Origin of the sequence: Halorhabdus sp. CUG00001, assembly GCF_009797925.1 — an archaeon.
Taxonomy (GTDB): Archaea; Halobacteriota; Halobacteria; order Halobacteriales; family Haloarculaceae; genus Halorhabdus.
Genome location: NZ_VOLB01000001.1, coordinates 961,463 through 975,201 on the forward strand (window position 1 = coordinate 961,463; position 13,739 = coordinate 975,201).

Annotated in this window: 10 protein-coding genes; 5 read left to right on the forward strand and 5 right to left on the reverse strand. The window is 58.8% G+C overall.

Going from position 1 to position 13,739, the window contains the following annotated elements:
* Positions 1-34 precede the first annotated feature (34 nt).
* Both FR699_RS04780 and FR699_RS04785 read right to left on the reverse strand, forming a co-directional pair.
* Positions 35-928: a DUF368 domain-containing protein gene (locus FR699_RS04780; protein ID WP_158855710.1), complete on the reverse strand. Its 894-nt coding sequence runs from the start codon at positions 926-928 to the stop codon at positions 35-37.
* A 92-nt stretch (positions 929-1,020) separates the two neighbouring features.
* Positions 1,021-4,095: an oligosaccharyl transferase, archaeosortase A system-associated gene (locus tag FR699_RS04785; RefSeq protein ID WP_158854440.1), complete on the reverse strand. Its 3,075-nt coding sequence runs from the start codon at positions 4,093-4,095 to the stop codon at positions 1,021-1,023.
* A gap of 190 nt (positions 4,096-4,285) precedes the next feature.
* Here FR699_RS04785 and FR699_RS04790 point away from each other — a divergent pair, with 190 nt between their 5' ends.
* From FR699_RS04790 to FR699_RS04810, 5 genes are all read left to right on the forward strand, one after another.
* A complete protein-coding gene (locus FR699_RS04790) occupies positions 4,286-5,428 on the forward strand; it encodes a glycosyltransferase (protein WP_158854442.1) in 1,143 nt (380 codons plus the stop codon).
* A gap of 44 nt (positions 5,429-5,472) precedes the next feature.
* On the forward strand, positions 5,473-6,462 hold the full coding sequence (locus FR699_RS04795) for a glycosyltransferase family 4 protein (RefSeq protein ID WP_233263371.1): 990 nt from the start codon (positions 5,473-5,475) through the stop codon (positions 6,460-6,462).
* A gap of 113 nt (positions 6,463-6,575) precedes the next feature.
* Positions 6,576-7,136, forward strand: coding sequence for a glycosyltransferase family 2 protein (locus FR699_RS04800; protein ID WP_158854446.1), 561 nt, complete (start codon positions 6,576-6,578; stop codon positions 7,134-7,136).
* Positions 7,137-7,164: 28 nt separating this feature from the next.
* Entirely contained in the window at positions 7,165-8,061 is an 897-nt protein-coding gene (locus FR699_RS04805; protein ID WP_233263372.1) for an alkaline phosphatase family protein, read from the forward strand.
* Positions 8,058-8,957: a hypothetical protein gene (locus FR699_RS04810; RefSeq protein WP_158854448.1), complete on the forward strand. Its 900-nt coding sequence runs from the start codon at positions 8,058-8,060 to the stop codon at positions 8,955-8,957. The genes FR699_RS04805 and FR699_RS04810 overlap by 4 nt, the downstream gene beginning before the upstream one ends.
* A gap of 75 nt (positions 8,958-9,032) precedes the next feature.
* Here the strand turns inward: FR699_RS04810 and FR699_RS04815 are convergent, their stop codons facing one another.
* The 3 genes from FR699_RS04815 to FR699_RS04825 are packed head-to-tail and all read right to left on the reverse strand — an operon-like array spanning position 9,033 to position 13,581.
* Positions 9,033-10,499, reverse strand: coding sequence for an oligosaccharide flippase family protein (locus FR699_RS04815; protein ID WP_158854450.1), 1,467 nt, complete (start codon positions 10,497-10,499; stop codon positions 9,033-9,035).
* A 42-nt stretch (positions 10,500-10,541) separates the two neighbouring features.
* Positions 10,542-12,077: an alkaline phosphatase family protein gene (locus FR699_RS04820; RefSeq protein WP_158854452.1), complete on the reverse strand. Its 1,536-nt coding sequence runs from the start codon at positions 12,075-12,077 to the stop codon at positions 10,542-10,544.
* 55 nt (positions 12,078-12,132) lie between these two features.
* A complete protein-coding gene (locus FR699_RS04825; protein WP_158854454.1) occupies positions 12,133-13,581 on the reverse strand; it encodes a sulfatase-like hydrolase/transferase in 1,449 nt (482 codons plus the stop codon).
* Positions 13,582-13,739 lie beyond the last annotated feature (158 nt).

The following is a 13,739-nucleotide window of genomic DNA, read 5'->3' on the forward strand; positions in this document are numbered from 1 at the left end:
GCTACCGACTCGCAGTTGGGATTGCCCAAGCCGGTCAGTACGCCAGTGATTCGGTGTAATAATCGAGCAGGAGAACCACGATCACGCCGATTGCGCCCGCCAAGACCGTCACCAGCGTGGTCACAGGCGACCACGTCGCGGTGTTATCTAGGACTTCGATAACCGGGAGGCGAAGCGCACCGACCATCAAACTCACGAGAAACGTCAACGTCACGTACCGATAGTTCGCTAACGCCCACTCGACAATGCGTGCGAACACGAGCAACCCCAACAGCGCCCCGACAGCGAACGTAACGACGGTCGCCCCCAGGTCGAGGACGCCGGCCAGCGTGGCGTCACCGGTCACCAGCCCGACCAATCGGTCGACAAAGCGCTTCAACACCGTCGTGAGGTAGTCGTACTGCCCGAGCAACACGAGGAAGAAAGCCCCCGAAACGCCGGGGAGAATCATCGCCGTGATGGCGATTGTGCCGGCCCCGAACACGAACGGCAGGGCATGGGAGTACTCGGCACCGGCGGTGACACCTGAGACGAAGAACGCGAGCCCGAACCCGAGTACTGCGGCCCCGATGCGGCTCGGCGTGGCCACCGACACCTGATCGTACAGCACCACTGCAGAGGCAGCAATGAGGCCGAAGAAGAACGCGAACGTCAGCGCTCGCGCGTCGTTCAACGCCACGTGCATCACCCGGGAGACGAGGACGAGCGACGTCAGGACGCCGGTCCCCAGCGCGATCAGGAAGGGGACGTCCATTTTCCGAAGTTCGGCGACGAAGGCCTGCCGGCCACCCGGGCGGTGGAGTCGTCCGAGATGGACGATGGCCCGCGGGTCGAGGGACGCGATTGCCCCGATCAACCGCTCGTAGATGCCAGTGATGAACGCGATGGTCCCGCCGGAAACGCCTGGCACCGAATCGGCCGCACCCATCGCCAGCCCTTTCAGATAGATGGCGATCCAAGCCTCGACGGTGGATGGGTCGTCAGTCCCGCCGTCAGTTTGAGATTGCCCGCTCACGGCTCTCAGAGACCGGCACTCCGTGCGTTCAGTACGGGGTTCCAGGACACTGCCTCGCCAGTCTGTCCCGAGGGCGAATCGTCCGTGTCACCGTCCAGTGACCGAAGGGATGGCGGCGTCAGTGACTCGGAGCTCTCGTTACCCGCGTCGCTGCTCTCGGAGTTGTTGAACTCGCCCAGCACTTGGCGTTCGAGCTCGATCGCGACCGGCTCGTCCTCGACGCCGTTGACCTGGGCTTCCGAGACGTTTTCAGTGGCGGTGTAGCGATAGACGGATCCACTCTCGTTGAACGACGTCTCAGTACTGAACTGATAGGAACTGTTGGCCCGGACAGAGACGTTCGTGTAGCCGTCTTCCGGCCCCCAGTTCTCGTAGCCTTCCGTCGAGTACGGGAGCGTCATCGTGAACTCACCGTTAGCGTCAGTCTCGGCGTGCTGGCGATAGGTGAAGGTCTTGTTTGCGTTGGGCATCTCCATCTCGACGGCTGCGGTCACAGTCGCATTCGATGGCCCATCGCCCTGCACGGTCGCGCCGGGAACCCGCTCGAAGACCTTCGTATAGGAGTTGAACGGCTCACGAGCGAGGCCGAGCGCTCGGATGCCGACACCGGTCTGGTACTGTTGACTCCGCGAGAGGACAGTCAGTCCAGGCTGGCTTGCCATGAACTGCCCGAGTTGGCCGTATCGTAGTCCGACGGTCGGGTCACTCACCTGCACGAGCCGATAGTGTTGCAGGGCACCGACCGACTCACTCGGAATCTTACCGATACCACCGATCTGGGACGTACTGTCGTTGGCGACGAACTCCTCGGCAGCGCTCCGATTTTGGAACAGCTGCACGGTTTGTCCAGTCCCATTTTGACTCAGTTCCGGGAGGGCCACGCCCTGGTAGTCCTGCCAGTCGACGACGACCGTGCTCCCGCCGAGATCGAGACCAGGGACGTCAGTCGGTGAAGCCGCACTCCCGTGGTACCGGTAGAGTCTGACGGCCATCGTCTCGTAGTAGGCCTGTTTCTGGAGTGTGAAATACCGATTCGTCAGCGACTGCCCTTGCTGGGTTTGGACGAGTGCGCGGACGCGACGGAAGTAGTCAGATTCATTGACGTCATCGAGGAAGTTCGGCGGCGCGAAGAACTTGCCCCAGCGATACCCACCGAACCCGCCGTTTGCCGTGGCCATCTTCCAGTCGACCATGACATAGCGGGTCTGGGCGTCGGATTCGGACTCACTGACGACCTGTAGTGCGTCGTTGGCGTCATTCTCGTTCTGTGCCACGAGGAACGAGGCAGCCTCTTTGGCGTTCTGCTGGAAGGGGTTCGCGACCGGAATACGCTCGCCTTCCTGCGTTATCCAGTGGCCGTAGTCCCACCAGGACATCACGCCATAGGAACCGTCTGGGTACTCGTAGTCGTCCGTTCGTTCGTACGTCCCATAGAAGTCAAGTTGGTCGGCGTTGCCCGCGCCGCCATAGTTCCCCACTGCTGGGGTCTGCTCTTCCATATAGTCGAGGCTACTCTGCCAGCCCACGACACCGCCAGGTCCGTTGCTCGACGACCGATTGAGTGCGATAGGCGCAGGGAACACCATCGGAATGACGAGCAGGAAAATGACGCCGCCAATGACAAGCGCCTGGTAGGTCTCGACATCGTCGGTGTCGCTGATCGACCGCAGATATCCGAAGAGTCGCGTCACGACCAGTGCCGTCATCACCGCCGCTGGGACGGTCAGATAGTAGGCGAACCGTTGCTGGGTAAACGTCGCGGCGACGAAGAAGACGAACCACAGCGCGACGAAGAGATACGCCGGGTCAAGTTCGTCGGCGACGTACTGGTGAGCGAGCGCAAGGAAAACACCAATCCCACCGACGATCGGGGTGACGCCCAGCCAGGAGATGAGCGTGTCGGCCTCCCCGATTGGCAGCGGTTGGACCTCGCCGATTGTGATGGCCGCATTAGTATGTGGGTTGAAGGCGAACCCGACGAAGCGGAGGACCTGCCGGAGGAAATACCGGAAGAAATCCGGAAGTAACAGAGTGACCAACAGTACCGCGGCGACGAGACTCCCGAAAACGACGACTGGATACAGCCAGCGCGAGAGGTCGCGTTCATCCCACATACGAGCTAGCGCCGAAAGGACTCCGACCCACACTGCACCCGCAATTGCCAGTCCTGGCTGTGCCAACGTACGTGAAACCATCCCGAAACCGACCTCGTCAATTGAGGCTAATGATAACACAGCCGCGACGAGAAAGATCACTGCCGCGACAATCGAGATATGTTCCGGACTCTCTTTTCGAAGATACGTTATCGGAAGTTGGATCGTGACGTACACGCCGAGAATGCCGACGAGGAGGACGCCTGGTGGCCAGACCGAAATATAAAGTGCGAGGGCAGCGCCCGCGATGACGCCCCAGCCGAGTGGGCGACGTAACGCCGCCCAGTCGCGTTCGACGAGGAGTTCGTAGATCGGCTTCTCCTCTTGAGCCACACGGAGAGCGATCAATATGGCGAGGACAGCTACCACTTGGAAGAACACTTCCGCGACGTGGTGGTCGGAAAACCCGACGAGACTTCGTCGAAGTAACTCACCACCGGAGAGTGCAACGAGCACCGCAGCGATGACACCACCGATGCGGCCGCCGACGTGCTTGCCGAGATAGTACGTCGGGATGACGACTGCGGCACCGAGTATCGCTGGGAAGAACAAGTGGACGAGTCGGATCAGATGGTCACTCGGGTTTCCAAGTCCAATGAGTAGGGCAGTCGTAGCAATAAGTTGTTCGTACAGGGTACCGAACTGGCTGACCATCGTGCCTGTCGGAAATCTTGTCCAGGCTTCGAAAGGCATCGTATTCGGCCAGTTCGTGACAGTATAGGCGACTTCACGAAACACGTACCACGGGTCGTTGCCACTGAAAAGTATCTCGCCGTTGGCGACAAAGTTCTCCCACGTCCGTGCTCGCAGCCAGAACATAAACCCGAACAGCCCAGCCACGACAAACACATGATACCAGCATGATAGCCAATCAAGCGCCTGACCGGCTGTTGAATCGTCATCTGGCCACGATTCGAGTACGCTCATGCGACAGAAGCCCTCCGTTCACTCATTAGACGTGAAAACTGCCAACGCGCGCATAAACCTTATTCTTTGAATCAGGCTATCCGTCGTTCAACTGGATTTATCGAACGACTCACGCTCGAGCGAGATGGTAATAGTTGTCCCCGTACTCTCTGGCGGAGGTATTTTATTACGATGTGTGTAAACTGGGGTTATGGATCTGCTCGCCGTCGTTGCACTTGTACTCGTCGGGGTCACAGCAGTCCCGTATCTTTGTTTTCTCGCGCTATATGCTTGGCTCCGTCCGACAGGGTCGCCCGTTGATAAACGGAGCTGGGAGCCGACCGTCAGTATCGTTCTTCCGACGTACAACGAAGCAGACATCGTCGAGACGAAGTTGGATGATTTGTTGGCGGTAGATTACCCAAAAGAAAAAATCGAACTGGTAGTTGTTGATTCTTCAACTGACGATACCCTGAAGAGGATTCGAGAGTGTTTCGAGGGACTCGACGTACCTGAACTGGTGCTGCTGGAAGAAGATGAACGCCGAGGCCTCGCGCCCGCGCTAAACGACGCCTACAAAGCAGCGTCGAATGATGTTGTTGTCAAGACTGACTGCGACTCGAAACTGTCTCCTGATGCCCTGCGTGAAGCCGTTGCGAATCTCGCTGACGACGACGTTGCGGCCGTGACGGGCCAAAACGTAGAGGTCTTAGGTGGAAGTGAAGTCGAATCAGGATATAGGAGTGTCCAATCGCACATTCAGCAACTAGAGTCACATCTCGATTCGACACTTATCTTCCACGGGCCGTTTTCCGCGTTCGAGAACGATGCGATTATCCCAATCGATCCGAATTCGTTGGCTGACGATACTGAATTGGCGTTGAAGATTCGGCGAAATGGAAAACGCGTCATCTTCGATCCAGCAGTCCACTATATGGAAGCCTCTCACTCAGCCTTTCGGAAGCGGCGCAAGCAGAAGGATCGCAGGGGAATGGGATTGATCAGGTTATTAGTACAGCATCGGGATGCCTTGGGGAAATACGGCAAGTACGGAAAAATTGTTTTACCGTTCAACTGGTGGTTTATGATTGTCTCACCCTGGCTAGTAGCTGTGTCACTGATTATCACTACCGGAGCTGCAGTGTCATTATTCGGTGTCGGTGGAGTAGCGTTCCCAACTCTCGTTGGGGCATTCGCGTATCTCGGGCAGAACGACTGTTTGGGGCCATTTCAGGCGTTTTACTCGATCTTTGATACGCAGGTGTCGCTGTTCCGGGCGAGTGTGGAATTACTACGTGGCAAAGGTGATGGGACGTGGGAAGTGGACGCGGAATTACGGGAGGCCTTCGAGTGAAGATCATATTTGTCACACATCGATATCCGCCCCGGACTGGCGGGGTGGAAACACACGTTAGAGAAATCGCTACGCGGCTCGTGAATCAAGGTCACGAAGTGTCCGTCTTCAGTGCGGACGCCGGCTCAGATGTTTCGTCAAGCGAGTGCGACGATGGTGTTCGCATTCGACGGTTCCGCTCTTGCAGTCCTGGGGATGCATTCTACATTGCACCACAATTAGTGCGTGCCATTCGACAGGCTGAGGCCGATATCGTACACGCGCACAACTATCATGCGGTTCCAGTTCTGTTCGCCGCACTAGGTGTCAGCGACGAACGGTTCGTCGTGACGACGCACTATCACGGTGGCAGTGCGAGTCCGATTCGCGATCGATTGCTGTCATTGTATCGTCCGATCGGGAGATGGGCAGTCAAGCAGGCAGACGATGTGATTGCTGTGAGTGAATGGGAGCGGGAACAGCTACGCAAGGATTTCGGCGTTGAGGCGACAGTGATACCGAATGGGTTGAACGTCGATCGATTTGTCAACGCGGAACCCGAAGAGCGAGAACGACCCTATCTGCTGTGTGTCGGTCGCCTTGAAGAATACAAAGGAATTCAACATGTGATTCGCGCATTGCCGGAGTTACCCCAATATGAGCTGGTCGTTGCCGGCACCGGTCCCTATCGGGAAGTGTTGGTACAGATGGCTCGCACGGAAAGGGTAGCTGATCGTGTCGAGTTTTTGGACTTCGTGGACGACGAACGACTTTCTAGGTTGTATGCCGGGGCCGACGTGTACATCACACTCTCTGAATTCGAGGCATACGGGATGACCGTCGCGGAAGCGTTGGCGACAGGGACTCCATGTGTCGTAAATGCGAATACCGCTCTTGAGGAGTGGACTGTTACGCAAGGTGTCGTCGGAATTACCGATCTAAAGTCCGAAGTGATAGTCGAATCAGTCCGTCAAGCTCACGAACAAAGCGTCCTGAAGCAACCACCGACGTGGTCACAAACAGTGGAAAATCTGATTAATATTTATGCGAGATGAAGAATTCACAACACAAAAGCCGCCGAAAGTTCGAGAATGCTCATGACTCGAATCAATGACAGTGGCCTCCGAGGTTATTTGTATGTCCGTACTGAACGACGGATAACTGATATATGGACGACGTTACTGTCATCATTCCGACGATAAGCGAGACCGTCCTCACAAAGGACTCGATCCCAGATGAGGTCGAAGTTATCATCGTGCGTGAAGGAACCCTGAATGAGGCCAGAAATATCGGCGTAAAAGCCGCGGAGACTGAGAAGATCCTATTACTTGACGATGATGTCCGATTCTCAGAATCGTTTTTTTGGGACGTCATCGACCGTATCGAGCCGCAGAAGCTTGTCGGAATGAAAGACTGGAATTACGACCTCGTTGCCGGTCGTCTGATGGGGTTCACTACTGGAACGTGGGTAGCCGTCGGTGGGTTCGATGAACGTCTCCGCTCGCACATGGGTGACACGGACTTCGCGATCGCCTGTGACAAACGCGGGTTCACGATCGATCGCATCCCCCAGTCGGAGATCTACCACGAGGGCGAACCCGGCGCGCTCGAACGGACGAACGCCTGGGACCACGCCTGGCGAGGGCTCTATCTCGCTTCAAAACATCCCCGCTACGCCTGGCGCTTGTTCCGGGGTATGATCGGGCCGGCACTTTCCGGAAGTGCTTAAGGATCGCGCATCTCATTCCAAGGCACTGATGCTGCTCGTCGTAGCCCTCGACGCTCTCGATCACGAGCACGTTGAACACTTCGATGTGCCTTCACTCGAATTGACTCGCCACCGGCCGATCGAGACGTTCTCGTACATGAAAGATCAGCCCTACACCCTGGAGGTCTGGCCGACCGTCGCGACCGGGCTCGGGCCCGCCGAGCACGGGCTGACCGGCGGCGGAACCAGCGAGTGGTCCAATCCCGCCATCGATTTCCTCTCGCGGTTCACGGCTAAACTCGGCGGGAACACCCGCGACCGGCTGGGCAACCTCGCCGAGCGCGTCACCGGGGCCGAGTACAGTATTCCAGAAACGGACGCCGACCACGTCTTCGAGGGCGAGGGACGGGTCGTCCACAACTGGCCGGGCGTCGCAAACTCCGCGGAACTGATGCGCGTCTGGGACACCGCGAACCCGGACGAGGGCGAGCAGACGATTCAGGGCTTCGAACGCGAGATCTACGGTATCGCCGCCGAGCAGTTCGGCTGGGCCAGAGAGATGCTCAACCATGACCTCGCACTGGCGGGCGTCCACGTCCACACCCTCGACATGTGCGGGCACATCTATCGCTACGACGAGCAACGGTATCGCCGGACCTACGAACGCGTCAACGAGTGGGTCGGCGAACTCTGGGATCGCCTCAGCGAGGACGACGACCTGCTGTTGCTGAGCGATCACGGCATCCACACCGCCTGGGACTCGAGCGATACCGAACCGGGTCGTCACGCCGATCGCGCGATGGCCGCGACGACACTCGAGGAGCCGCTGTTCGACGACGTTCGAGACGCCAGAGACTGGATCGACCGCGTCACCGAGGACGTAGCCGTGGCCGACGATCATGTCGACGTGCCGACCGACCAGCTCGAGGATTTGGGATACATATGACGTTCAGAGACTGGGCGACCGAGACGAACGAGCGAGTCCGCGAAGACGGCTGGCGTGGCGTCAAAGAGTCTGCTTACGAGTTCTACGTCGGGCTCTGGCGCAACGTCGGCAAGCGCATCAACTACGGGACGCCGATCTGGGACGAAGAGTGGGACATCTGTCTCGTCCTCGACGCCTGCCGGTGGGACCTCATCCCCGAGGTCGACCGGCCGTATCTCACCAATGACTGGAAGTACTCGGTCGCGAGCAGTTCCGGCGAGTGGATTCCCAAGACGTTCGACGGGCGCGACACCTCCGATGTCGCCTACGTCACCGCCAATCCTTACTCGAAGAATCTCCTCGATGCCTCCTCGTTCGCCCTGCTCGACGAGGTTTGGGAGTATGGGTTCGATCGGGATCTCCGCACGATTCCGGCCGACGTCGTCACCGATCAGGCCCTCACCGCCTGGGCGGACGACCCCGACCGGATGGTCGTCCATTACATGCAACCGCACCACCCCTTCGTCCCGAACCCGATGGACCAGGGACTACCCCGCCAGGAGTTCGACAGCCAGCCCTGGGACAACGTCTGGCACAAACTCCGGAAAGGCGAGGTGGAGCGCGACGAGGTCTGGGACGGCTACGTCGCCAACCTCGAGTACGTGCTCAATCACGTCGAAACGCTATTGCACAACGCCGACGCCGACGTACTCATCACGTCCGACCACGGCAACGTCCTCGGCGAGTGGGGGATGTACGCCCACCCCGACTGGGTGCCGCTGCGATCGCTGAAACGGGTGCCCTGGATCACGACGCGGGCCGAGGACCGCGGCGACTACGAGCCAGTCGATCACTCGACTCGTGAAGACGAACGAATCGACCGGGACCATCAACTTGAGGCGCTCGGGTATAAATGACGAGTATCGTGTCCTGCCGTCCTCTCCCCCCGATAAGTTGTTCCCCTGTACGTCGAGCTATCGGATACCGACCACTTACCATCTAGATTTCCAGTACTGGCGGTCGGCCGGGATTACGCCGGAAAGCACGTTATCTGCGGTCCCTCTGAAGTGGGGGCTGACGATAAATAGCATCCCGAAATATACGACAGCACCTGAACCAACGACCACGAGCAGGGATGGCCAACCGACGATGTCGACCTGCGTGGAGAGCCAATAAACGACGCCGAACATAATTCCGCCACTCAACAGCTGTTCACCTAGGGGCCGCGTGACGAGTACCTCGTCGAACAACCAGTAGGCGATGACGAGATAGAGAGCCACTCTGAAAGCTTCGGACACGATTGTGGCGGCGATGACACCAATGAGTCCGAATTCGAGGCCGAGCAAAACAGCGAGGGGTAAGTGGATCACGAGGACCAAGAACTTCACACGAAAGTTGATTTCCGGCCGGTCGATCCCGAGGAGGACCATCCCGAACGGCTGTTTGTAGGTGTTGAACAATTGGAACAGTGCCAGCAGGACGAGCGCCGTCGCGCCCGCACCGAACTCTGGACCAAAGGCAATCGTCATCAGCTCCTCCGGCATTATGGCGGCCCCGAAGAAGATCGGAATCGCAATTAAACTAGTATACGAGATCGCATTTCGAAGGTCCGAAAGAACCGACTTATCTATAGAATCGAGCCCGCTTGACTTGACGTTCAACGAATCTCCGATACTTGCTGAAACAAATGTCGCTGGTACCGTCAAGCGAAGTGCAGGTTCGTAGAGCCCAACCGCCTCGTTGCCAACTATCGCGGCAAGCAACAATACGTCGACTCGTGAATACATGTTTTCGAGTAGGCCATTCAACACACTCCAGCGGGCGAACTCGTAGGTCCGAACAAGTGTCGTTCTGGACGGAAACAGGGGCTTGACCCGGACAATCAGGTAGACGATCAGCGTGGTGCTCGCCGTTCCGAAGACGAAGCCAATCAAGAGACCGAGAACGTTCCAGCCTTGCCAGAGCAACGCGACTTGCGCACCGAGTGTGAGGAGACTTCGCATTGTGTCAGTCCAAAACGATGCTCCCGGATTGCCGATCCCGCTGTACAGTCGATTGATCAACGAGAACGCTCCCAGGCTCGCGACGACCGCGACGAACGCGACGAGGAACACGAACGGCCCGATAATGGATTTGATGAAAGGATAGATTAGGGTCGCTACGATTGTCAGGACCGCGACGAACGCGACGTTGAACGCCACACCCAACCCGAAATATTCCCCGGTCGGCGTGTCAACCTCGCTGACCCGCTTCTTGATCGCTCCGTTGAAGCCGCTCAGTACCTGATTGAGGAGGTTCGCGGCGGCAAGAATCGCGTAATACTTCCCGACGCCACCGAGCCCCAGTACCCGCGTGAAGATAATCACGCCGGCGAATCCCGTAACGGCGAGTACCAACTTGGCGGCGACAGCGATCAGCGTCTCCCGACCCAAGTCGAGTTCGGCAGTATTTTTATCCATACTATGGAGATGTGGCGCGGTCAGCTTGGGCCATTGTGAGTGTCATTCGATGTAGCCCAGGTCTTCCAGTCGTGATTCGACCACGTCGTCGCGGTCGTCCTGATCGGTGTCGTCCGACCGTACCCGCGGACGGGGCACGGCGTCGTGGTTGAGCGTCGTCACCTCGCGGTCGATCGTCAGCAAATCCTCACGGACCCGTCCGTCGAACTCGGGCGACTGGGACTGCCCTAGAACGTGCAACACGGTCGGGAGTACGTCGACGATCGACATGCCCTCGACGGTCTCGTTGTCCTCGAAGGCGGGGCCCTCTGCGGCGATCAGGCCGCGATACCGGTGATTGTAGTTGTTGGTTGGGCTCACTGGCTCGCCGGTCGGCGAGTCCAGCATCGTCGGATACCGCCCAGGCGCAGGGCGAGCGATGAGGTCGGGGGCCCACTCGCCGGGGTCTTTGTAGGCTTCCTCGGCGAGCAAGACGTCCCGGAAGGCGGGATTGCCCTCGGAATCGGTGATCGAGGCGATCGCCGTTTTGAGCTCCGCGCGAAGCGCGGCGGGGTCCTCGACCGACGGGTGATCGAAGCGCTCGTCGTTGATGAACACACAGCCGTAGCGCAGTTCCCACGCCTGCGACGCGGGATAGTCTACCTCCGATTCGGCGGCGGCCTGCAGACTCTGGCCGACGTCCGTTCCGATGATGTAGTTGTAGACGCGCCGGATCTGCTCGTAGATCCAGTCCGAGCGCTTCCCGACGGCTTTCGCCGCCGCGACGGCGACGTGCTGTGGCCGGACGGCCTCGCTTTCGACCTCGAGATAGCCCGCGTCGGCGAGCCAGTCGTTGAGATGCACGTTGTGGGTTTTCTTTTCGAAGCCGTGATCGCTCATCAGGACGACGTTGTCCGCCAACTCCGCGAGGTCGGCTGCACACGAATCGACGACGGAAATGAGCTGCTCGTAGTAGCCCGCCCGCTCCTCGTCATCGGAGAAATTCGAGAGCAGATGGCCCGCCCAGTCGGGCGTCGAAAAGAGGACAAACCCGAACCGAGGGTCGTAGGTCTCGAACGCCTCGCGGGCGAAATCGCGTCGGCGCTCGGTGATCTCACAGACGTGATTGAAGTAGACGCTCGGGCGTTTCTTCTTGCTCTTGTCGTGGTCGAGGATGTACGCCTCGTAGCTGGCAAGATCCTGTAGATGGTCGGGCGTCGCGTCGGCTTTATCTTTCGCGAGCATCGCGCTGACGAGGTGGGTGTTCTCGGCGGCGGGTCGCCGGCCGACCGACGCGGGCAAGTTGATCACCACGGCGTCGTCGACGAAATCGTACAGCGCCGCGTCCGTCGTGTTGGTCTCGAAGGGGCCCGTTTCGTAGTCGGGCGCCTGTGTAATCATGTTCGTCAGTCCGTGCGAACCGGGGTCTTTGCCGGTCTGGAACGACGTCCAGGCTGGGAGTGTCGTCGGGGTGTCGACGCTCATGAGGTCGCCGGAAACGCCGTCATCAGTCACTCGATCGATGAATTCCGGCTCGATGCCGAATCGATCGAGCATATTGTAGGACAGGCCGTCCAGCCCGATGACGAGTAACTCCATTCCTACGTAGGGAATATACAAAAGGACAGTTGAGTGTGTCGATCCGCCGAGTTCGCTATCTGTAGCCAAGCGCCTCAAGGCGCTGTTCGGTCGCTTCGTCGACGGCGTCCGCGTCAGCGATGACGCCGGCGTCAATGAGTTCGCCGAACGCCTCGTTCACACGTTCGCGATTGTCCGCATCCGTCTCGCGGACCGTCTGGGCGTCCTCGATTTCGAGGGTGACGTGTCGATCTTCCCAGTTGACCATCTTCCGGACCGTTCCATCGCCCTGATCCTCGTAGAGAACGGCCGTCCGGCCGAGGAACCGGTCGGTGTCCCCATCGCAGAATTCCTGCATGCGCTCGTAGTTCACCCCGTTGAGGCCGTGTGTCGAGGCGAACACGCGCCCGTCATCCGGTGCGAACGCCGCCGCGTCCCAGTCGCCGTCGACCACAGCACGGACGACCCGGGGGAATGCTGTGAGCGAAGCCACTTCAGTGACATCACGGTTGTCAGTCTGACCGGGGAATTTCACGACCAGCGGGACGTGGAGCAGACTTTCATTTGAGCCGACGACGTGCTGGACGGTCGGGAGGTTCGGTCTGATCTCGTCGGGCTCGCCGAATCCTTCGCCGTGATCGCCCGTGATCACGACGAGGGTGTCATCGAGTGCCCCTCGCTCGCGAAGCGTCGCAATGATCTGTTTGAGGTAGCTGTCGGCCTGCCGAATCGTCCCGTCGTAGAGCCCTTCCAACTTCGCCAACTTTTCGATCGGCTCGTGGCCGCCCAGGAACTCCCAGTTACCGAATTCGAGATTGTCTTGGATCCGCCGCGCCGCTGGATCACTCCACTTGTCGTGTTCAGGTGCCGGATCGTACGCGTTGTGCGTACACATAAAGTTGAGACAGGCCGCCCAGGGTGCGTTTCGGTCGGACTGCCAGTCGAGGAACGCATCGACGTAAACGTCGTCTGGCGTCTTCCCGGCTGAGGTATTTCGGAGAATGCGATCCGGAACCAGATCCGGATAGTCCCACCCGAGTTTCATCAGGGCTCCATTTAACAGCGATCGGATCGGTTGATCGTGACGCACCGAGCGTTTCAGGTACTCCCGGTGCTGGCCACGGATACCCTGTGGATCCGCGGCGTTCGGGAACGGGGGATCACGGTACCCTTCGACGGTCTGAAAGCGATCGAGTCCTGAGTTGGTCGCCCCGTTAATGTACCCATTGTAAGAGAAGACCCCAGTGTCGTAGCCATCCTCTGCAAGTTCCTCGAAGATCGTGTGACCGGGTGTTAGTCGTCGCCCCTCGTCGAACAGCTGGTGTTCTGCGACGTGAAGGCCCGTGAAGAGGCTCGCATGACTGGGAAGACTCCATCGACCAGGGGCGCGGGCCTGCCGATAGACCGTCGCATCTTCGGCGAATGTATCGAGAAACGGCGTCGTGTTGTTCTCGTGCCCATAGAGTGAAACGTTGCGTGCCCGGACGGAGTCGAGTACGATCAGGAGGACGTTCGGACGGGCCATCTATCAAAGTGGTTTGCAAATGAGCCACTTCCGTCTTTCGGAGTAACCGGTTGGAGCGAGTCAGCGGTTGTTCGAGTCCCAGTCCAGTCCCCCCGGTATCATGTTCTTGACCAATGGACAAGGTATTTATCAGAATCTACCGATATTAGTACCAGTGG

Excerpts from the sequence above, each read along its gene's own strand:
- FR699_RS04780 (WP_158855710.1), bottom strand. The coding sequence starts at position 928 with ATGGGTGCGGCCGATTCGGTGCCAGGCGTTTCCGGCGGGACCATCGCG.
- FR699_RS04805 (WP_233263372.1), top strand. The coding sequence starts at position 7,165 with ATGCTGCTCGTCGTAGCCCTCGACGCTCTCGATCACGAGCACGTTGAA.
- FR699_RS04810 (WP_158854448.1), top strand. The coding sequence starts at position 8,058 with ATGACGTTCAGAGACTGGGCGACCGAGACGAACGAGCGAGTCCGCGAA.
- FR699_RS04815 (WP_158854450.1), bottom strand. The coding sequence starts at position 10,499 with ATGGATAAAAATACTGCCGAACTCGACTTGGGTCGGGAGACGCTGATC.
- FR699_RS04825 (WP_158854454.1), bottom strand. The coding sequence starts at position 13,581 with ATGGCCCGTCCGAACGTCCTCCTGATCGTACTCGACTCCGTCCGGGCA.
- FR699_RS04800 (WP_158854446.1), top strand. The coding sequence starts at position 6,576 with ATGGACGACGTTACTGTCATCATTCCGACGATAAGCGAGACCGTCCTC.
- FR699_RS04785 (WP_158854440.1), bottom strand. The coding sequence starts at position 4,095 with ATGAGCGTACTCGAATCGTGGCCAGATGACGATTCAACAGCCGGTCAG.
- FR699_RS04820 (WP_158854452.1), bottom strand. The coding sequence starts at position 12,077 with ATGGAGTTACTCGTCATCGGGCTGGACGGCCTGTCCTACAATATGCTC.
- FR699_RS04790 (WP_158854442.1), top strand. The coding sequence starts at position 4,286 with ATGGATCTGCTCGCCGTCGTTGCACTTGTACTCGTCGGGGTCACAGCA.